Source organism: Bacillus sp. FSL E2-8868 (assembly GCF_038005505.1).
Taxonomy (GTDB): Bacteria; Bacillota; Bacilli; order Bacillales; family Bacillaceae_G; genus Bacillus_A; species Bacillus_A mycoides.
The window spans coordinates 1-20,151 of the sequence record NZ_JBBOTI010000003.1 but is presented as its reverse complement, the minus strand read 5'-3'; the positions used below and the strand labels follow the sequence as shown (position 1 = coordinate 20,151).

Sequence of the window (20,151 nt, the reverse complement as noted above, 5' to 3'; positions counted from 1 at the left end):
ATCCTCATTCCCTTTGGTGGAGTATTTAACCATAGTGTATACAAATATTTATAGTAAAATCCTGCTAGATTTTAAAAAATATTGAGATTCAGGTTGTTTTTTTCATATAATGAAGGTACGACAGGCGAGAGGAGATGGAAGTATGAATTGGAAACAAGAATTTAGTCGCTGGCTTTCATATGCAGAATTAGACGCAGAATTAAAAGAACAGCTAGAAAACATGAAGCAAGATGAGAAGAAAATCGAGGATAGCTTTTATAAAAATCTAGAGTTCGGAACAGGTGGTATGCGTGGTGAACTTGGTGCTGGTACGAACCGTTTAAATGTATATACAGTTCGTAAAGCAACAAAAGGATTAGCTATGTTTATTGAAAAATTAGGTGAAGAAGCGAAAAAACGCGGTGTTGTTGTCGCGTATGATTCTCGTCATAAATCACCTGAATTCGCAATGGAAGTAGCAGCTACTCTTGGTGCACACGGTATTACAACATATGTATTTGAAAGCTTACGTCCAACACCAGTGCTTTCTTTCGCAGTTCGTCATTTACATACAGCAAGTGGAATCGTTCTTACGGCAAGCCATAATCCGCCCGAATATAACGGTTATAAAGTATATGGTGAAGATGGTGGCCAGTTGCCTCCAAAGGAAGCTGATGAGTTAATTAGCTACGTAAATGCAGTAGAGAATGAATTAACAGTTGAAGTTGCTGATGTTGAGCAATTAAAAGCTGACGGTTTATTACATATAATTGGACAAGAAGTAGATGATGCATATGCAGCAGAATTGAACAATGTCATTATTAATAAAGAGATGGTGAAAGAAGTAGGAAAAGATTTAAAAATCGTCTTTACACCATTGCATGGAACATCAAATATTTCGGTACGCCGTGGTTTAGAAGAAGTTGGATTTACAGATGTAACAGTTGTAAAAGAGCAAGAGTTACCAGATCCAAATTTCTCTACAGTAAAATCACCAAACCCAGAAGAGCATGCAGCGTTTGAATATGCAATTCGTGACGGTGAAAAAGTAGATGCAGACGTGTTAATCGCAACTGATCCTGATGCAGACCGTCTAGGTATAGCAGTTCGCAATCACGATGGTGAGTTCCAAGTGTTAACTGGTAACCAAACAGGTGCGTTAATGCTTGATTACTTATTATCACAAAAGAAGGAAAACGGGACTCTTCCAGAAAATGGTGTTGTTTTAAAAACAATCGTAACGTCTGAAATTGGCCGTACAATCGCAAAAGCATACGGTTTAGATACAGTTGATACGTTAACTGGATTTAAATTTATCGGTGAAAAAATTAAACAGTATGAAGAAAGTGGACAATATGAATTCCAATTCGGTTATGAGGAAAGCTACGGTTATTTAATCCGTCCATTCTGCCGTGATAAAGATGCGGTGCAATCCGTCCTATTTGCATGTGAAGTAGCTGCATACTACAAATCACAAGGTAAAACGTTATACGATGGTCTGCTAGAAGTATTTAAGAAGTATGGGTTCTTCCGTGAGGACCTTGTATCGTTAACGTTAAAAGGAAAAGATGGTGCCGAACAGATTCAAAAGATGATGGCAACATTCCGTGAGAATCCTCCGAAAGAAGTAGCTGGTTTAACAGTCGTTGCAGTTGAGGATTATAAAGAAAGCATCATTACAACGTTACAAGATGGAAATAAGGAAGAGATTCACTTACCGAAATCAAATGTGTTAAAATATCAATTAGAAGATGGTTCTTGGTTCTGCTTACGTCCATCTGGAACAGAGCCGAAAATTAAATTCTACTTTGGTGTACAAGATGATTCCTTACAAAATAGTGAACAAAAGTTACTTACTATTAAAGAAGATATTATGAATCGTTTATAATAGAATAGAGTGCTACTGATAGGAAAAGAGGAGAACGGAGAACGGCCTCCTCTTTTCTTGTAGTTTTGTTTGATGTAGAGGATTATTACGAGCGAGTGTTATAAATTTACACTTTACTAAGAGAATTAGAATGAAAAGCGAGGGTATTTGTCATGAAAAAAGTGAGAAAAGCAATTATCCCGGCAGCGGGATTAGGAACACGCTTTTTACCAGCAACGAAAGCAATGCCAAAAGAAATGCTTCCAATTGTAGATAAACCAACAATTCAATACATCGTAGAAGAAGCAGTAAAATCAGGCATCGAAGATATTATTATCGTTACTGGTAAAGGAAAGCGCTCTATCGAAGATCATTTTGATAACGCATTTGAATTAGAGCAAAACTTATTAGAGAAGAAAAAGTATGAGTTACTTGAAAAAGTACAAGCTTCTTCTAAAATGGTAGATATCCATTACATTCGACAAAAAGAACCAAAAGGATTAGGACATGCTGTTTGGTGCGCACGTAAATTCATTGGTGATGAGCCGTTTGCAGTATTATTAGGCGATGATATCGTTCAAGCTGAAAAACCATGTTTACGTCAATTAATGGACGAGTATGACAAAACACTTTCTTCTGTTATTGGTGTACAAACTGTTCCTGAAGCAGAAACACATCGCTACGGAATTATTGATCCGTTAGAGCAAGAGGGACGTCGTTATCAAGTTCGTAAATTCGTTGAAAAACCAGCGCAAGGTACTGCGCCTTCAAACTTAGCGATTATGGGACGTTACATTTTAACTCCTGAAATCTTTATGTTCTTGGAACAGCAACAAGTTGGAGCGGGTGGCGAAATTCAGTTAACGGATGCAATTCAAAGCTTAAATGAAATTCAACGTGTATTTGCATATGATTTTGAAGGAAAGCGTTATGATGTTGGTGAAAAATTAGGATTCGTTCAAACGACAATTGAAATGGCATTGCAGCACCCAGAATTACGTGATGATATGCTAGTAATGATGAAGAAAGTTTTAGACGAGCAAATGAAGCAAGAGTCTTAATATAATAAAAAAGGAGCTGTTCCTATAGGAACAGCTCCTTTTTTATTATGAAATCGTCGAATGAGAATGCTGATAAGCGGAACGACGTACAGCATAGTATATGCGAGGTGCAATAATAGCGCCGATAATTGTAAACGCAATATCCTTTACTGCGAACCACATCATAATCATCCAGGCAGCTTTATAACTCATATTACCACCCATGAAAATATTGACTGCTCCGTACATATAAGTAGTACCGATAATATACGTTAAAATGATTCCGACGAAAGAAGAAATTGCAAAGGTGCTGAATGTTGGTCGTTCTTTTTGTTCTACTAGTTTTCCTGATACGTAAGCAACGATAATAAATGCGATAATAAAACCACCAGTAGGATCTAAAAGTGCTCCAAATCCAGCTTTGAAGTTAGCGAAGATTGGCGCACCTGCTACTCCAACAAGCATGTAAACAGTCATTGATAATGCCCCAAGTCTACTCCCAAGAAGAAGACCTGCTAAAATTGCGAAAAATGGTTGCATAGATAATGGAATGCCCGCTATTTGTAAGAATGGTGCCCATGATACAATATTTGCACCAATAGCCATAAGAGCGACGAACATGGCAGCTAATGCTAAATCTAAAACATGAAGCTTCTTCATAATGTTAACCTCCAGTTGTGTTTAGGTTAACATTATCGTAGCGAAAATATTTACTTGTTGTCAATCAAAATATTTTGATAAGAAGGCTTTAAATAGTCTCTAAGCAATGTGTATGGAATACGAAACTGCGGAATTCCGCTTGAATAAGGAGCAATTTCATATAAAGAGAAATAAATTACAAGATTATCCGGTTCTAAAAAGTAGTGAAACTTTTTAGTGCTCGTTACTTTTTCGACTGCATCAGGAAAATAAATGCTTTCATTTTGTTTAATTTGTCTTACAATCTCTGTGCGAATTATTTCTTTATATTTATCCTCTTGTTGAAATAAATCGTCTAAGTGTAATAATTTTTTTTCGTTTAAATCAAATGTATTTGCCTTCCACGTATACAGTCCGTGCGCTCCGCCTGTATATTGATAGTAATTCACATATAGGCTGAGGAAAGGTGGTTTGTTTAAAGCTACTTTATAGTCAACATTTGCAACGTATGGATGAAAAGGTGTGCTAGATCCTTCTGTTTCCTCATAATATTTCTTCGCTTCTTTTTCTAATTTACTTTTAAATTTAGTAGTAGAGTTTTTGTAATAGGAATTCAGCTTATTTTGAAATTTCGAATCAGAAAAGTTGTGAAAGGAAGGCCTATTAATTTGATATTCTATATAAGGTTTCTTACCTTTTTGCGTTACAGTCTTAACATTGATTGTCAGGTTGGATGCTTTGGCTGCTATTGCACAATTTGGTACAATAGTCAGCAAGGAGAACATAAGCAATAGTATACAAAATTTCTGTTTCATTTAGGTGAAACCTCCTTATATAAGTGTTATAGGTAGTTTGAAATTAAACAGGTAAAATTATACATTTGATCTAAAGTGAGAGAGGTTGAAAACGATATGTCAAAAACTTTAATGGATTCGCTTGGAATTGAGTTGTTAGAAATGACAGAGGATAAAGTAGTTGCTACAATGCCTGTTGATGAACGCACGCATCAGCCGTTTGGATTTTTACATGGCGGTGCATCTGTTGCATTAGCAGAAACTGTGGCAAGTGTTGGTTCATACAATTTAATTGATCAAGAAAAATGTATTTGTTTCGGATTAGAAATTAATGCAAATCATATTCGCTCAAAGCAAGATGGAATTGTAACAGCAATTGGAACACCGATACATAGAGGACAATCGACAATGGTTTGGGATATTCGCATCATTGATGAAAATGATGATTTACTATGCATATCAAGATGTACAGTAGCAATTAAAGAAAAACGTGAAAAATAGAAAAGAGGCGGCTCTTATGAGCTGCCTCTTTTTTATAATTAGAACTGGATTTTTTTCTCTAAGAAACCTTTTAGTTCGCTAATTGGCATACGAACTTGTTCCATTGTGTCACGGTCACGTACTGTAACAGCTTTGTCTTCAACAGAGTCGAAGTCGTATGTGATACAGAATGGAGTACCGATTTCGTCTTGACGACGGTAACGTTTACCGATAGAACCAGTTTCATCAAAGTCTACCATGAAGTCTTTAGCTAGTTCTGCGAATACTTCAGTAGCACCTTCAGATAGCTTTTTAGATAATGGTAAGATAGCTGCTTTATATGGTGCTAAAGCAGGGTGGAAACGAAGAACTGTACGAGAATCGTTTTCTAATTGCTCTTCTTCATATGCATCACATAAGAATGCTAATGTTACACGGTCTGCACCTAGAGATGGCTCGATGCAGTAAGGCACGTAACGCTCATTCGTTTGTGGATCGATATAGTTAAAGTCTTCGTTAGAGTGTTCCATATGACGTTTTAAATCGAAGTCTGTACGAGATGCAACGCCCCATAGTTCGCCCCAACCGAATGGGAATCTGAATTCAATATCAGTTGTTGCGTTACTGTAGTGAGATAATTCGTCTTCACCGTGGTCACGAAGACGCATGCTTTCTTCAGTCATACCAAGTGAAAGTAACCAGTTTTTACAAGTTTCACGCCAGAATGCGAACCACTCTAAATCTTCACCAGGCTTACAGAAGAATTCAAGTTCCATTTGTTCGAATTCACGTGTACGGAATGTGAAGTTACCAGGTGTGATTTCGTTACGGAAACTTTTACCGATTTGGCCGATACCAAATGGAAGTTTTTTACGCATAGAGCGTTGTACGTTTTTAAAGTTTACGAAAATACCTTGTGCTGTTTCAGGACGAAGGAAGATTTCGTTTGTGCTAGACTCTGTAACACCTTGGAATGTTTTGAACATTAAGTTGAACTGACGGATTTCCGTGAATTCTTGGCTACCGCAATCTGGGCATTTTACTTCATGTTCTTTCATTAAGTCAGCCATTTGGTCGAAAGTAAGACCGTCAACGACCATTTCGATACCTTTTACGTCTAATGCATCTTCAATTAATTTGTCAGCACGGTGACGAGCTTTACATTTTTTACAGTCGATCATTGGATCATTAAAGTTACCAACGTGACCAGAAGCGATCCAAGTTTTTGGGTTCATTAAAATAGCAGCATCTAAACCAACGTTGTGTGGAGATTCTTGAATGAATTTTTTCCACCAAGCTTTTTTGACGTTATTTTTTAATTCGATTCCAAGTGGACCGTAATCCCATGTGTTTGCAAGACCACCGTAAATTTCAGAACCAGGGAAAACGAAACCGCGATGTTTCGCTAAGTTTACAACTTGTTCCATTGAATACATAATAAAATCCTCCTTTTGAAAGTTAACGTATTTGCGATGACGTGATGGGTACTTTGGAAACGAGCAATATATGCTTTAAAAAACATAAAAAAACGCTCATCCCAAGGCTTAATCGCCTAGGGACGAGCGTTTGCCCGCGGTTCCACCCTAGTTGATACACAAAATGTGCATCCACTTTATCACGTATTGCTCGAGACTGCCGTTTCCTCGCAGCTTCAGGCTTTCACTATCCCTGAATCGCTTTTTATGCAAGTACTTATAAGTCCGTCATCGCTACTTATATTAATAATAATGAACATATTTTAACACGTTCTTTTTTAAATCTCAATAGAGGAACGTGCCCATCTAGGATAGAGTCTCGCCTATTTTTTCGTTATTTATTCCGTAATTTTGCTTAATATGCTTAATTGCTTCGCGTTTACTAAGCGAGGCAAGTTCGTTATTTTGAACGTATTCCCATACTACATCTGGTTTTGTTTTTGCATATTCGCGAAGGACCCAGCCGATTGCTTTTTGAATGAAAAATTCTTTTGAGGAATGTAGTTGTCCGATAATCCAGAAAAGGAGTTCTTCATCCATTTTTTGTTTATATTTTAGCTGGAATAAAATAGCGGCACGTTGTAACCATATGTTTTCTGATGCAATCCATTTTGGAATATATGCAGAAATTAATTCTGGATGTTTTAAAAAGATAGCACCTAAAAATGTAGGGACGATGCTATCAACAGAATCCCACCAAGATTTTGTGACAATAAGCTCTTCTAAAAATGGGATGTGAGTTTCATTTATGTGTTTTTTATATTTTTGCATGATATCGAGTGCGGCAGCTTGAAATTCACGTTCTGGTAGGTCCCAAAGTTCACGCACGATAATTTGGAAGTCCTTTTTATCTGGGAGAGTATGTATTTGAATTACGTCTTTCAATAACTGTCTTCTCTCAGGAGTTTGAATACCGAGAAACGGGAAGTGATTTTTCATATAACGTGCCATCGGTTCTGCTTTTTCGGGATTTTGATGAGCTGTAAAATGCTCTTGTAATGCCTTTACAAATGGATGCATAGGTATGTACTCCTCTCTCATTATCTTTCTCTTCTTATTATACAAAGAGTTTGGTTAAATTTTAAAACATAACTTGCACTGTAATGAAATATGTTGAGAAGAGAGAGGAGAGGATAAGATGGAAGATCAAGGCGTACTAGCAGGTTTCTTTGCTCTTAGTTTTGCGTTTATGCTTGTTATAATAATTTGGGCAATTATTTCGTATTTGTTAACGGCTTTTGCACTTTATACGATGGCAAAAAATAATGGTGCAACTGATGGTGTTCTTGCTTTTATTCCGTTTATAAATAGTAAGATATGGGGTGATTTAGCGAAAGATAAATTACCAGATTTCTTGAAAGAAGAAGCAGGGTGGAAAGTATTTGGCATATATGTTGGATGCTTCATCTTTAATTTCGTACCAATTCTATATATATTAGCAACAGCTGTATCACTTGTACTGTCTATTTATCTTATCTATGCTATTTTGGATAGATACGGAACGAATTCCATACTATTTACGATCATTCATACAATCACATTTTCGGTTTTCTTGCCGATTCATTTGTTCATTATTCGGAATGAGCCGGTGAGGTATAACGAGTAGGCCTATCAAAGTTGCCCTGCGGTCGATATATTTGGTTCTATAATAATTCGGATATGCTGAAAAAAGAACGAAAGCGCCCTGCTGAGCAGGGCGCTTTTTTCTACTACATAAGATAGCGTAAGTAAATGTAAATGTGAGAAATGATTAATGAAACGATCATAATTGGGAAGCCGACTTTAAGGAATTCCATGTAGCTGAATTTATGTCCTTCACGACTTGCGATACCAGCTACGATTACGTTAGCAGAAGCCCCGATTAATGTTCCGTTTCCACCTAAGCAAGCACCTAATGCTAATGCCCACCATAGTACGTCGACTTGTGCGTCAGAAGGTGATAAACCTAGCCCAACTGCCATATCGTTAATAAGTGGAATCATTGTTGCAACGAATGGAATGTTATCGATTGTTGCAGAGGCGATACCAGATACCCATAGAATAAGGATAGATGCCTGAGAAATATCTCCGCCTGTTATTCCAATTACTTTTTGAGCTAACATTTTGATAAGCCCGATATCAATAAGTCCTCCAACGAGTACGAATAGTCCCGCGAAGAAGAAGATTGTTACCCACTCTACACTTGCGAATACCTCTTCAATTTCATGCTCTTTCACACCGATTAGCATAAGTACAGTAGCGCCAGTTAAGGCGATGATAGCTGCATCAATATGGAAAATGGAATGAGTCATGAAACCTAAAATAGTAAGGCCAAGTACTGTTAAAGATTTCTTCATTAATACTGGGTCTTTAATGTATTGTTTTTCATCTAAGCTCATTAACTTTTTAATTTGTACAGGATCAGCAATTAATTGCTTACGGTACATGAAGTAAAGAATTGTTGCTGTAACAGCAATAATGATGATTACGATAGGTGCTAAGTTGAATAAGAAAGCATTGAAATCTAAATGCTTATTTGCAGAACCAATCATAATGTTTGGCGGATCACCAATTAATGTTGCTGTTCCTCCGATATTTGAAAAAATAATTTCAGAAAGTAAATATGGAACAGGATTTACTTGCAAGATGCGCGTAATAGATAAAGTAACTGGAACAACAAGAAGTACTGTTGTAACGTTATCTAAAAATGCAGAACCGAGCGCGGTAAGTAAGGAAAGTGAAATTAAAATTTTAATTGGATTTCCTTGTGCTCCTTTTGCGGCTTTAATGGCAACGTATTGGAAGACACCTGACTTACTTGTAATGTTTACGAGTATCATCATACCGATGAGTAATGTAATTGTTCCCCATTCAATATGTTTCGTAAAGGCATTGTGTAAGTCAACGACCCCTGCAATTACCATGAATGCTGCACCAAGAAGTGCGATGACAGCACGGTTAATTTTTTCAGAAATAATAATGGCATATGTAATTAAAAAGACTGCGATAGCGAAATAATACTGCCAGTTTGCGAGTTCTTGCGTTGTTTCGTGCAAAACTCTCATCTCCTTTCATTCACTTTTCTTAGTGTGTCAAAAAATTAACTAGATGAAACACACATAACGTCATTATAAAGTAGAAAAATGGCGGATGTAAATGAAAGGGTTTATTTTGTCATATTTTCTGCATAGGTCATTTTTTCTTATTTTTAAAAATATTTGTGGGCATCTGACATATATATAAGATACATCCAATCTGAATATTTAAAATCGAATCAGCATTCGAGCTTGTTCGTGTAGGAGTGTCAAATAGAAAGGAATGACAAATATGATAAGGAAGGGATCGTATGGATGAACAACGATTTTTGTTTTTAGACTTTGAGTTTACGATGCCCCAGCATAGAAAAAAGCCAAAAGGTTTTTTCCCAGAAATTATTGAGGTCGGACTCGTTTCAGTTGTTGGTTGTAAGGTGGAAGATACGTATTCATCGCATATTAGACCGAAAACATTTCCGTCTTTAACGGATCGATGTAAAAAATTTTTAGGAATTAAACAGGAAGTAGTGGATAAAGGAATTTCTTTTCATGAACTTGTTGAGAAACTTGCAGAATATGAAAAGAGTGGTAAACCGACAATTGTAACGTGGGGAAATATGGATATGAAAGTCTTAAAGCATAACTGTGAAATGGCGGGAGTAGAATTTCCATTCTTTGGACATTGTCGTGATTTATCGCTTGAGTATAAGAAGTTTTTTGGAGAGAGAAATCAAACAGGGCTGTGGAAAGCAATTGAGGCGTATGGAAAAGCAGGAACAGGAAAGCATCATTGTGCGCTTGATGATGCGATGACGACATATAATATTTTTAAGTTAGTAGAAAAAGATAAAGAGTATTTAGTCAAACCAGCACCTCCGACATTAGGGGAACTTGTTGATTTTTCGAAAGTGTTAAAGAAAGTGAGTACACAGTAACGACCAAATTGCAAAATATGTAATTTGGTCGTTTTGTTTTTTAAAGTTTGTAATCTTGCTTCAATTGCTGAAGTGTTTCTAGACTACGCCCCGCAAAAGGTGAATCATCTTCAGAAAATGAATTCATTTGAGTTTCTAATGCTAATTTTAGTGACTCTGTATAATCCGGAATTTCCCCTTCATATTTCTTCACCATTTGCTCTGGAATGTTCGTCTGTTCACGAAAAGCTAAAGCACGTCTTTCATGGAAAAATGGTACGTCAGCTTGTTTTACATTATGTAAATCACCTTGCACTGGATGTTTTAAAACAGCTAGTACTTTTACGACGTAACTGCCAGGACGGCTATTTGTAATTTCGCCGATGTATTTTCCAGTTTTATAAATACCAGTAACGATTTCACCAATTTCAAATGTTTCTCTCATATTTTTCACCTCAAGTTTATAGTAAGGAAAGTGCGCGAAGGAGTCAAAGAAATCATTCGCTTTCGGAACGCCCCCTTGAGAATATGACAGGCTTCAATTATAATTTAAGATGATAAAACAGAAAATTCTGATGTTTATTCTTACTATAAATTCCCCGATAAGGAGTGTTTCATATGATGCCTTTATATTTCCCTGAAGATAAAACGGAGTATATTATTCCAGGTATTGTTTGCGTTCTATTTATCATCGGTGCGGTCGCTACGTGGCGTATGTTTATTCGTGTATCAAAACGAGAAGCAGAGCGATTACAGAAAGTAGAAGAAAAGCTTTTAGCTGAAAAGAAACGGTAATTCATTTTTGTATGTTTCCCTCTATGCTCGGACAATCTAAGGGCAGAAAGCATTTTGGAGGGAATTGAATGAAAAGACGGCTTTTTTTCAGTTGTTGTTTATTATTTCTAATGGCGGGTTGTGACCAAGGGAAGCCGAAAGAAATTGATGTGAAATTACATAATGCTTCAGGTGATGAAGTTGGGACTGCAAAAGTAGCTCAGCAAACAAGTGGAGTGAAAATTACGATTAAAGCGGAAGGCTTTACACCAGGACCACACGGTATACATGTACACGAAATCGGAGAATGTAAAGCGCCTAGTTTCGAATTATCTGGGAATCATTTTAATCCAGATAATAAAAAACATGGGCTCTTGAATCCGAAAGGTGCGGAAAATGGTGATTTACCGAATGTAGTGGCGGATGGTTCTGGAAAGATTAAAGCAGAAATCGATGCTCCGCATATAACGCTTGAAGAAGGAAAAACGACGATTCATAGAAAAGATGGAGCGTCTATTATTATTACAGAAAACGCTGATGATGGTATGACGCAACCAACTGGTAAATCTGGTGGCCGAATTGCTTGCGGTGTTATCGTAAAAAAAGCGTCGGATCTGAAGAAAAAATAGAAGCTACCGTGAATGATAGCTTTTGTTGTGAAACCGCCTGATAGTAAGTGGAATTATATCGATTTACCGAAAAAAGGAGGTTGTCCCAAAATCATTTTGGGATAGCCTCCTTTTTTTGTTATGAGAATGTATGGTGTAGTCTGTTTAAAATCTCTTCTAAAACAGATCTAGGACAGCCAATGTTAATTCGGATATGGGCTTCCCCGCCCATTCCGTATTTCTCACCGGGCTCAATGATGATTTTACCTTTCTCTTCAAGCAATGCTGTTCGTTCATCTTGAGAAAGATCCAAGTGGGAACAATCAATCCACAGTAAAAAACTACCTTCTGGTTTAATTACAGAAAGAGCCGGTATGTGATTTTGAATATACTTACAAGCAAATTGAGCGTTATCTTCAACATACAATCGAATTTCATTTAGCCAATCATTACATTCTGTATAGGCACTTTGCATTGCTGTATAAGCAAATGTATTTAATCCGTGGAATCCTTGTCTATATTGGATAGACATAAAGGCATTACGGAGATTTTCATTCGGAATAATAATGATCGATGCTTGTAATCCAGCGATATTAAATGTTTTGCTCGGAGCCATACAAGTAATAGTGCGTGCTGCTAATTCTTCAGATAAAGAAGCAAACGGTGTATGAGTATGGCCTCTATAAATAATATCGGCGTGAATTTCATCCGCGACAACGGTTACATTATATTGCGTACATAACGTACCGAGTTTTGTTAGCTCCTCTTTCGTCCAAACGCGCCCGATAGGATTGTGAGGGCTGCAAAGAAGCATTAGTTTTACACCTTGTTTAAATTGAGTTTCTAGATGCTCGAAGTCTATCTTATATATGCCATTTTGTTTAAATAAGGGACTCCCACATAATTGTCTATTATTTGTTTTGACCATTTCAAAAAATGGTGGATAAATAGGAGGTTGTACGAGTACGGCTTCTCCTTCTTTCGTTATAGCTTGTATGCTCGTACTAAGAGCTGGAACGATACCTGCGCTAAATACAATCCATTCTTTTTGTATTTCCCAATTGTATTGGCTTTTCGTCCAATTACAAATGATATCCCCAATATTTTCAGGAGGAAGTGTATAGCCGAAAATAGGATGTTCTGTGCGTTTTTGTAATGCAGTTTGAATTGGTTTTGGTACTTCAAAATCCATATCGGCAATCCAAGCGTGGATGAGCTCTTCATTTTTATATGTATCCCATTTTGTACTATGCGTTCCGCGACGATTTACCGTTTTATGAAATAGTTGCATATGTTTGCTCCTTTCTTCTGTCAAACTGTTAAGTTATGAAAATTCTCACTCTTCTTATAGAATAGCTGATGTGATACGATAAAGAAAAGCATTAAAAAGTGAAAAGGCGGGAAGCAGATGGGTGCATATGACAAAATGATTGAGGTTGTGAAAAATTGGGATCCGTTTCAAATGGGACCGGAGTTTTATGAAACAGAAGCGAGCGATGTTGTAAACGTCGTAAGTGTGTTTGATGATCCGAAATACATCGCAAAGAAGATTCAACATATATACTTTATGTCTTTTGAAGAAGTACCTGCACTTGAAAAATGCGAAAAATTAGCAGTAGAGTTACTCGTACTAAAAGAAGGCGGAAGTTGTTCGTTATAGGCTGTCGGAATTTATGACAGCCTTTTTGTTTGTTTTCATTGGTGCTGATTGATTAAAGCTTCACTTTATCCCGCTATTTGCGGGCAGTAAGACTCCCGCCTCAAAATTCGGTTGAAGCAAAGAGGTTAGGCGAGAAATCAAACTGCCCGTAAAAACCCCCACGGATTAAAGCTTCACTTTATTGCGTCGCAAACGTAATAATTTCTTCATAAACATGATCGGGCTTTTCTTCAGGTAGTAAGTGCCCTGTATTTTCGTAAGAAATGAAAGTTGAATTTGGCAGGTCTTTATGGAGACGGTGTCCTACATGTACAGGGACGACGCGATCTTTTTCACCCCAAATGAGTAATACTGGGGTTTCGATTTTTTGTAATTCAGTTGAAGATAAGTCACCTTCACGGTCTCTTATCATTCGAGTTAAAGCAGGGAATATACGATCATCATAAAAAGGAGCAGCATAGCCTTCCATCATTTCATTGTCAATTAATGAATGGTCATGAACGACATTCATTAAGTTATGGACGATGCCCCTTCGAATAATCCAGTTCTTCACGTATAAGTGGAAGAACGGTAAATAAGAGGAGTACAGTAAAGGTAAGTTTGCGCGTGCTAAATAACTAGAGCTACATAGTAAAATCGTCTTTGAAATTAATTCAGGGCGTAGTCGGTTTACAAAGAGTGAAATTTGTCCGCCCATAGAATGGCCAACTAGTACAATATTCGAGAGAGATAAATGTTCGATTAAATCGATAATAATAGCTGCTAAATTGTGATAAGAATATTTAAAGAGATGAGATTTATCACTTTTTCCGAATGGTGGTAAATCAAGGGCAATTACTGTACCTTCCTTTGTTAGTAAAGGAATGAGTCGTCGATAGCTAAATGAGGAAGAGAGGAAGCCGTGAACGAGTACGAAAGTAGGTCGTTCTTTTTTAGTATTATGTTCATACAATTCGTAATGAATAGTAGTCCCGCGAGTGGAAAAAGTGAAGTAAGGGCATTTGCATTCATGGTTCATTTTTTGTCACTCCATTGATTTTTGTTCATATCATCTCCCGGCAAGAAACAAAATATGTTAACAAAAAAAGGCAAGATGACATCGTCATCTTGCCTTTCGCTTATTTATAATTACCTACGCACAATATTAGGTGGTGTTTTTCCTTGTAATCCTGCTACTAAATTTTCAGCAGCTGTCATTGCCATTTGCTGCCGAGTTTTTAATGTTGCAGATCCGATGTGCGGTAAAGTTACAACGTTTTGTAATGATAAGAGCGGATTCTCTTTTTGAATCGGCTCTTGTGTAAATGTGTCGATGCCGGCTGCAAATATTTTCTTTTCTGTTAACGCATGAATTAATGCAGTTTCATCTACTGTTTTCCCGCGAGAAGCATTAATGAAAATTGCTGTTTCTTTCATTAGTGAAAATTCCTTTTCACCGATAAGATGATACGTTTCATCTGTTAATGGAGTAAGAAGAATAATAAAATCAGATTGTTTGATTAAAGTTTGTAAATCACAATATGTAGCATCAAATTTTTGCTCAGCTTCTTCTTTACGGCGACGATTATAGTAAAGGACATTCATATCAAAGCCGAATTTCGCTCGTTTTGCGACAGCTTCTCCAATTCGTCCCATTCCGATAATACCAATCGTACTATGATGTACATCTAGTCCGAAGTGTTCTTTTCCAATTTCAGCGTTCCATTCACCATTTTTTACATAGGAATTGAGTTCGCAAACACGGCGACCAGCAGATAACATAAGAGCGAAAACGAGATCGGCTACTGTATCATCTAACACATATGGAGTATTCGTTCCGATAACATTTTGTTTTTCCATCGCTTTTAAATCAAAGTTATCATGGCCAACAGAAATGTTACTTACTACTTTTAAATTAGGAGCAACCTGCAATAACTCTTCATTTATAGTAGATCCGAAATTTAATAACCCATCTTTATCTTTTATTTTTTCTAATAGAACATCACGAGGTACTTTCTCGTTTTGATCCCATTTTTCAAAATCACAGTGTTCTGATAAATAGTTTTCTACAAATGTTGGAACTGGTTCGGCAATATATACTTTTGGTTTCACGGTTCCATCCCCTTTCCTCTTTACCTGGATTGGTGTGTGCTAATAATCAGCGGGTATGAAGCTCCCACTGATTCAAGTTTCACTTTACCCCGCTATTTGCGGGCAGTAAGCTTTCCGCCTTGAAGAACAGCTAAGGCAAAGAATATAAGTTGGAAAGCAACTATCCGTAAATGCCCGATTGGTGCGGGTTAATAATCAGCGGGATAGAGCATTCCGCTGATTAAAGTTTCACTTTACCCCGCTTTAACGAGCAGTAAGACTCCCACCTAAAAAGACGGCTGAGACAAAGAAGTGAGATGGGAGATCAACTGCTCGTAAAAGCCCGATTGGTTCAACTAATAATCAGCGGGGTGAGTCTTTCCACTGATTAAAGTTTCACTTTATTTTGACATAATTCACTAAAAAAATCTTCTTTTCAAATTGGAAAGAGTATTTGTATAATTTAGACAGAAACTAAAAGGAAGGATGATTTATATGGTGACAGAGAAAGAATTGGAATTATTAGCTTGTCTTGAAAAGAATAGTCGTTTATCTGTAGATACATTAGCGAAGTTGTTAAATATAGAAGTAGAAGAAGTGAAAAAAATGGTTACGAAATTAGAAAGTGAAAAGATTATCGTGGACTATGTAACACATATCGATTGGACAAAAGTGAAAGAACATACTGGTTTAACGGCGATGATTGATGTGAAAGTTACACCGAAGCGTGGTGTCGGTTTTGATGCAGTAGCTGAACAAATTTATCGCTATTCAGAAGTGAAATCCGTTTATTTAATGTCTGGGACATATGACCTTTCTATTACATTAGAAGGAAAGACGATGGGAGAAGTAGCGATGTTTGTTTCTGAGAAATTAGCAACAATTGAATCTGTCGTTTCAACGACAACTCATTTTATTTTGAAGAAGTATAAACATGAGGGGATTATTTATGAAAAGACAGATGATGATAAGAGAATTGTGGTGACACCGTGAAGCAATTTGACCTATCTAGAGTAGCAGAATCTTTACAACCGTCTGGTATACGAAAGTTTTTTGATTTAGCGGCAAGTATGAAAGGTGTTATTTCACTTGGAGTGGGAGAGCCGGACTTTGTTACACCTTGGAATGTAAGGCAAGCATGTATTCGTTCTTTAGAACAAGGATATACGTCATATACAGCAAATGCAGGATTATTGGAGCTCCGTCAAGAAATAGCAAAGTATCTAAAAAAACAATTTGCAGTATCTTATGATCCGAATGATGAAATCATTGTTACAGTTGGAGCGAGTCAAGCGCTAGATGTAGCGATGCGTGCTATTGTAAACCCTGATGATGAAATACTTATTATTGAACCAAGTTTCGTTTCGTATGCACCGCTTGTTACGTTAGCGGGCGGGGTCCCAGTTCCAGTGGCGACTTCATTAGAAGATGAATTTAAAGTACAGCCAGATCAAATTGAAGCAGCTATTACAACGAAAACAAAGGCAATATTACTTTGTTCTCCCAATAACCCAACAGGCGCAATGTTAAATAAATCCGAATTAGAAAAGCTAGCAGTTATTGTTGAGAAGTATAATTTAATCGTGTTATCGGATGAAATTTATGCAGAGCTCGTATACGACGAAGCATATACGAGTTTCGCGAGTATTAAAAATATGCGTGACCATACGATTTTAATTTCAGGATTTTCAAAAGGGTTTGCCATGACGGGGTGGCGCCTTGGGATGATTGCAGCCCCTGTTCAATTTTCAGAATTAATGCTCAAAATCCACCAGTATTCAATGATGTGTGCACCGACGATGTCTCAATTTGCAGCACTTGAAGCATTACGCGGGGGAAATGATGAAGTAATTCGAATGAGAGATAGCTATAAAAAACGTCGTAACTTTATGACGACATCTTTCAATGAAATGGGCTTAACATGTCATGTGCCAGGCGGGGCATTTTATGTCTTCCCTTCTATAGCTTCAACCGGACTATCTTCAGCAGAATTTGCAGAACAATTATTATTAGAAGAAAAAGTGGCTGTTGTTCCTGGAAATGTGTTTGGCGGGAGTGGTGAAGGATTTATTCGTTGTTCGTATGCAACATCGCTTGAGCAACTTATGGAAGCAATGAAGAGAATGGAACGGTTCATAGAGAATAAAAAAAGGACAAAACACAATACGTTTTGTCCATAAAAGGGGGGGAATACTAGAAAGCCATGTGTTAGTATTCTATCCTAATATTGGAGAATTATACGTATTACAGGAAATTTTTTCGTGAATTTTGAATGAGTTCTATCAAAGTGGTATAATTTACTAATATAAGGTGGGAGTAACCTCGGTGTTTTACTTAGGATACTTACCACTAATCGGATATTTAACAATAAATACATCTGCTTTGCTATTTACAATTGTAGAGAAAATGGTAAACGTATGGGAGTGTTTCACATGTCAGAACAATATACAACGGGAGTGGTTGTAACAGGGAAAGTAACTGGAATTCAAGATTACGGTGCATTTGTAGCTTTGGATGCAGAAACACAAGGACTTGTGCATATATCTGAAATCACAAATGGGTATGTAAAAGACATTCATGACTTTTTAAAGGTCGGAGATACAGTAGAAGTAAAAGTACTTTCAATTGATGAAGAACACAGAAAAATGAGTTTATCGTTAAAAGCGGCGAAAAGAAAGCAAGGACGAATTCTTATACCGAATCCATCAGAGAACGGATTTAATACACTGCGAGAAAAGCTAGCAGAATGGATTGAAGAGTCGGAGGTAATAAAGTAAAAGAGGAACGCATATGAGCGTTCCTCTTTTACTGTGACTTATGATATATATATTTGCAAATATGATTGCATGCAATCATATTCGTATGTCGGAGGCGAAAAAGACATACTGACTATTGAATTTCATGTGTTTCTGGGTGAGTACCAAGATTCTCGGATGGTTTAAATAGTAAGCCGAGATTGATAAGCCCAGAAATACCAACGATGCCGTAAATAATACGTGCAAGAGCTGAGTTCTGTCCCCCGAAAATAGCCGCTACTAAGTCAAACTGGAAGAACCCGATCAGTCCCCAGTTAACAGCGCCGATTACAGTGAAGACTAATGCGATACGTTGCAAGGTACTCATGAAAAGTCCCCCCTTAATGTGAAGCGTGAGCAAGCAAGGAGTTAATAAGAAAATTTAACTCCTTTATAGAATGGTATAGTTTTGTTGTTTTTATACATGAAAAATGTACGAAAAACGATGTATATACATCTATACCGAAAAATTCGAATTTTTATGCAAAAAATGAACTTTTTCTAAAAAATAAATAATGGTTACGTTTACAATTGTTGAATCGCTTGATTTACAACTTTAGTTTCGCTAAAGTGAATACAGAAATACATATACATAATTGGAGGGAAAAAGATGAGTACACATGTAACGTTCGACTATTCTAAAGCGTTATCCTTCATCGGTGAAAATGAACTAACTTATTTACGTGATGCAGTAAAAGTAACACATCATGCAATCCACGAAAAAACTGGAGCTGGGAACGATTTCCTTGGGTGGGTAGAGCTTCCGCTTCAATATGACAAAGAAGAATTCGCTCGCATTCAAAAATGCGCAGAAAAAATTAAAAATGACTCTGACATTTTACTTGTTGTAGGTATTGGTGGTTCTTACCTAGGAGCACGTGCAGCAATTGAAATGTTAAACCATTCTTTCTATAACACGCTTTCTAAAGAACAACGTAAAACTCCACAAGTGCTATTTGTTGGACAAAACATTAGCTCCACTTACATGAAAGATTTAATGGACGTACTAGAAGGTAAAGACTTTTCTATTAACGTTATTTCCAAATCAGGTACAACAACAGAGCCTGCAATCGCATTCCGTATTTTCCGTAAATTATTAGAAGAAAAGTATGGAAAAGAAGAAGCACGCAAACGTATTTATGCGACTACAGATAAAGCGCGCGGTGCTTTAAAAACATTATCTGATAACGAAGGCTACGAAACGTTCGTTATTCCAGATGATGTTGGCGGTCGTTTCTCTGTATTAACACCAGTAGGTTTATTGCCAATCGCTGTAAGTGGCCTAAACATTGAAGAGATGATGAAAGGTGCAGCTGCTGGTCATAATGATTTCGCGAAATCAGAACTTGAAGAAAACCCAGCTTACCAATACGCAGTAGTTCGTAATGCTCTATATAATAAAGGGAAAACAATTGAAATGCTTGTTAACTATGAGCCAGCACTTCACTACTTCTCTGAGTGGTGGAAACAGTTATTTGGTGAAAGTGAAGGAAAAGATCAAAAAGGTATTTTCCCATCTTCAGCAAACTTCTCAACTGACTTACACTCATTAGGTCAATACATTCAAGAAGGTCGTCGTGACCTATTCGAAACAGTTCTTAAAGTAGGTAAATCTACACACGAACTAAAAATCGAATTAGACGACAACGATTTAGATGGATTAAACTACCTTGCTGGTGAAACGATAGACTTCGTAAACACAAAAGCATACGAAGGTACATTACTTGCACATAGCGATGGCGGAGTACCAAACTTAATCGTAAACATCCCTGAATTAAATGAGTACACATTCGGTTACCTTGTATACTTCTTCGAAAAAGCATGTGCGATGAGCGGCTACCTATTAGGCGTAAATCCATTTGACCAACCAGGAGTAGAAGCATACAAGAAAAACATGTTTGCTTTACTTGGTAAACCAGGATTTGAAGAATTAAAAGCAGAATTAGAAGAGCGTTTAAAATAATAAAAAGCGATCGGGTTGATATGATCCCCTTATAGTAGACAGGAAAAAGAAAGCACATTAACCTGTTTACTATGGAGGG

General features: G+C 37.0%; 22 protein-coding genes. 12 read left to right on the top strand and 10 right to left on the bottom strand.

The window, feature by feature from the left end:
- Nucleotides 1-142 precede the first annotated feature (142 nt).
- Entirely contained in the window at nucleotides 143-1,867 is a 1,725-nt protein-coding gene (locus tag NSS74_RS21225) for a phospho-sugar mutase (protein WP_061690107.1), read from the top strand.
- A 152-nt stretch (nucleotides 1,868-2,019) separates the two neighbouring features.
- A complete protein-coding gene (gene galU / locus NSS74_RS21220; RefSeq protein WP_002015869.1) occupies nucleotides 2,020-2,907 on the top strand; it encodes a UTP--glucose-1-phosphate uridylyltransferase GalU in 888 nt (295 codons plus the stop codon).
- A gap of 45 nt (nucleotides 2,908-2,952) precedes the next feature.
- Here galU and NSS74_RS21215 read toward each other — a convergent pair whose 3' ends face one another.
- Nucleotides 2,953-3,546: a biotin transporter BioY gene (locus NSS74_RS21215; protein ID WP_002015867.1), complete on the bottom strand. Its 594-nt coding sequence runs from the start codon at nucleotides 3,544-3,546 to the stop codon at nucleotides 2,953-2,955.
- Between the two features lie 50 nt (nucleotides 3,547-3,596).
- A complete protein-coding gene (locus tag NSS74_RS21210; protein ID WP_002129698.1) occupies nucleotides 3,597-4,340 on the bottom strand; it encodes a DUF3298 and DUF4163 domain-containing protein in 744 nt (247 codons plus the stop codon).
- A 96-nt stretch (nucleotides 4,341-4,436) separates the two neighbouring features.
- On the opposite strand from NSS74_RS21210, the gene NSS74_RS21205 reads away from it, so the two are divergent.
- The gene (locus NSS74_RS21205) at nucleotides 4,437-4,820 is read left to right on the top strand and encodes a hotdog fold thioesterase (RefSeq protein ID WP_002145111.1); all 384 of its coding nucleotides are present in this window, start codon (nucleotides 4,437-4,439) and stop codon (nucleotides 4,818-4,820) included.
- Between the two features lie 38 nt (nucleotides 4,821-4,858).
- On the opposite strand, the gene NSS74_RS21200 is transcribed toward NSS74_RS21205, so the two are convergent.
- Both NSS74_RS21200 and NSS74_RS21195 read right to left on the bottom strand, forming a co-directional pair.
- On the bottom strand, nucleotides 4,859-6,235 hold the full coding sequence (locus NSS74_RS21200; protein WP_002034552.1) for a glycine--tRNA ligase: 1,377 nt from the start codon (nucleotides 6,233-6,235) through the stop codon (nucleotides 4,859-4,861).
- 345 nt (nucleotides 6,236-6,580) lie between these two features.
- Nucleotides 6,581-7,294, bottom strand: a complete 714-nt coding sequence (locus NSS74_RS21195) for a DNA alkylation repair protein (protein WP_002034554.1) — start codon at nucleotides 7,292-7,294, stop codon at nucleotides 6,581-6,583.
- Between the two features lie 118 nt (nucleotides 7,295-7,412).
- Between NSS74_RS21195 and NSS74_RS21190 the strand changes: the two genes are divergently transcribed.
- Complete coding sequence (locus tag NSS74_RS21190; RefSeq protein ID WP_061690108.1) at nucleotides 7,413-7,880, top strand: hypothetical protein; 468 nt, start codon at nucleotides 7,413-7,415, stop codon at nucleotides 7,878-7,880.
- 103 nt (nucleotides 7,881-7,983) lie between these two features.
- On the opposite strand, the gene NSS74_RS21185 is transcribed toward NSS74_RS21190, so the two are convergent.
- Nucleotides 7,984-9,309: an ArsB/NhaD family transporter gene (locus tag NSS74_RS21185; protein ID WP_002139350.1), complete on the bottom strand. Its 1,326-nt coding sequence runs from the start codon at nucleotides 9,307-9,309 to the stop codon at nucleotides 7,984-7,986.
- Nucleotides 9,310-9,599: 290 nt separating this feature from the next.
- Between NSS74_RS21185 and kapD the strand changes: the two genes are divergently transcribed.
- A complete protein-coding gene (gene kapD, locus NSS74_RS21180; protein WP_061690109.1) occupies nucleotides 9,600-10,223 on the top strand; it encodes a 3'-5' exonuclease KapD in 624 nt (207 codons plus the stop codon).
- A 40-nt stretch (nucleotides 10,224-10,263) separates the two neighbouring features.
- Here kapD and NSS74_RS21175 read toward each other — a convergent pair whose 3' ends face one another.
- The gene (locus NSS74_RS21175; protein WP_001209324.1) at nucleotides 10,264-10,647 is read right to left on the bottom strand and encodes a kinase-associated lipoprotein B; all 384 of its coding nucleotides are present in this window, start codon (nucleotides 10,645-10,647) and stop codon (nucleotides 10,264-10,266) included.
- Between the two features lie 173 nt (nucleotides 10,648-10,820).
- Here NSS74_RS21175 and NSS74_RS21170 point away from each other — a divergent pair, with 173 nt between their 5' ends.
- Nucleotides 10,821-10,997 carry a hypothetical protein gene (locus NSS74_RS21170; protein WP_000982764.1) on the top strand — a complete coding sequence of 59 codons (177 nt, stop codon included), beginning with the start codon at nucleotides 10,821-10,823 and terminating at the stop codon, nucleotides 10,995-10,997.
- A 68-nt stretch (nucleotides 10,998-11,065) separates the two neighbouring features.
- Nucleotides 11,066-11,605 carry a superoxide dismutase family protein gene (locus NSS74_RS21165; protein WP_061690111.1) on the top strand — a complete coding sequence of 180 codons (540 nt, stop codon included), beginning with the start codon at nucleotides 11,066-11,068 and terminating at the stop codon, nucleotides 11,603-11,605.
- Between the two features lie 118 nt (nucleotides 11,606-11,723).
- Here the strand turns inward: NSS74_RS21165 and NSS74_RS21160 are convergent, their stop codons facing one another.
- Complete coding sequence (locus NSS74_RS21160) at nucleotides 11,724-12,875, bottom strand: MalY/PatB family protein (protein ID WP_340814271.1); 1,152 nt, start codon at nucleotides 12,873-12,875, stop codon at nucleotides 11,724-11,726.
- Between the two features lie 117 nt (nucleotides 12,876-12,992).
- Here NSS74_RS21160 and NSS74_RS21155 point away from each other — a divergent pair, with 117 nt between their 5' ends.
- Complete coding sequence (locus NSS74_RS21155; RefSeq protein WP_002015854.1) at nucleotides 12,993-13,244, top strand: YugE family protein; 252 nt, start codon at nucleotides 12,993-12,995, stop codon at nucleotides 13,242-13,244.
- 178 nt (nucleotides 13,245-13,422) lie between these two features.
- Here NSS74_RS21155 and NSS74_RS21150 read toward each other — a convergent pair whose 3' ends face one another.
- Nucleotides 13,423-14,262 (bottom strand): alpha/beta fold hydrolase, encoded by an 840-nt coding sequence (locus NSS74_RS21150; protein WP_002034539.1) that lies wholly within the window; start codon nucleotides 14,260-14,262, stop codon nucleotides 13,423-13,425.
- Nucleotides 14,263-14,372: 110 nt separating this feature from the next.
- On the bottom strand, nucleotides 14,373-15,365 hold the full coding sequence (locus tag NSS74_RS21145) for a 2-hydroxyacid dehydrogenase (protein WP_061690113.1): 993 nt from the start codon (nucleotides 15,363-15,365) through the stop codon (nucleotides 14,373-14,375).
- Nucleotides 15,366-15,809: 444 nt separating this feature from the next.
- Between NSS74_RS21145 and NSS74_RS21140 the strand changes: the two genes are divergently transcribed.
- The 3 genes from NSS74_RS21140 (at nucleotide 15,810) to yugI (ending at nucleotide 18,091) form a co-directional block, all read left to right on the top strand.
- Nucleotides 15,810-16,307, top strand: coding sequence for an Lrp/AsnC family transcriptional regulator (locus NSS74_RS21140; RefSeq protein WP_002067952.1), 498 nt, complete (start codon nucleotides 15,810-15,812; stop codon nucleotides 16,305-16,307).
- Nucleotides 16,304-17,494, top strand: a complete 1,191-nt coding sequence (locus tag NSS74_RS21135) for an aminotransferase (RefSeq protein ID WP_002129685.1) — start codon at nucleotides 16,304-16,306, stop codon at nucleotides 17,492-17,494. The genes NSS74_RS21140 and NSS74_RS21135 overlap by 4 nt, the downstream gene beginning before the upstream one ends.
- A 252-nt stretch (nucleotides 17,495-17,746) precedes the next feature.
- Complete coding sequence (yugI, locus tag NSS74_RS21130; protein WP_002015848.1) at nucleotides 17,747-18,091, top strand: S1 domain-containing post-transcriptional regulator GSP13; 345 nt, start codon at nucleotides 17,747-17,749, stop codon at nucleotides 18,089-18,091.
- Between the two features lie 112 nt (nucleotides 18,092-18,203).
- Here yugI and NSS74_RS21125 read toward each other — a convergent pair whose 3' ends face one another.
- Complete coding sequence (locus tag NSS74_RS21125; protein ID WP_002034535.1) at nucleotides 18,204-18,437, bottom strand: DUF378 domain-containing protein; 234 nt, start codon at nucleotides 18,435-18,437, stop codon at nucleotides 18,204-18,206.
- Between the two features lie 282 nt (nucleotides 18,438-18,719).
- Here NSS74_RS21125 and NSS74_RS21120 point away from each other — a divergent pair, with 282 nt between their 5' ends.
- Nucleotides 18,720-20,072, top strand: a complete 1,353-nt coding sequence (locus tag NSS74_RS21120) for a glucose-6-phosphate isomerase (RefSeq protein WP_002015845.1) — start codon at nucleotides 18,720-18,722, stop codon at nucleotides 20,070-20,072.
- The last annotated feature ends 79 nt before the right edge of the window (nucleotides 20,073-20,151 follow it).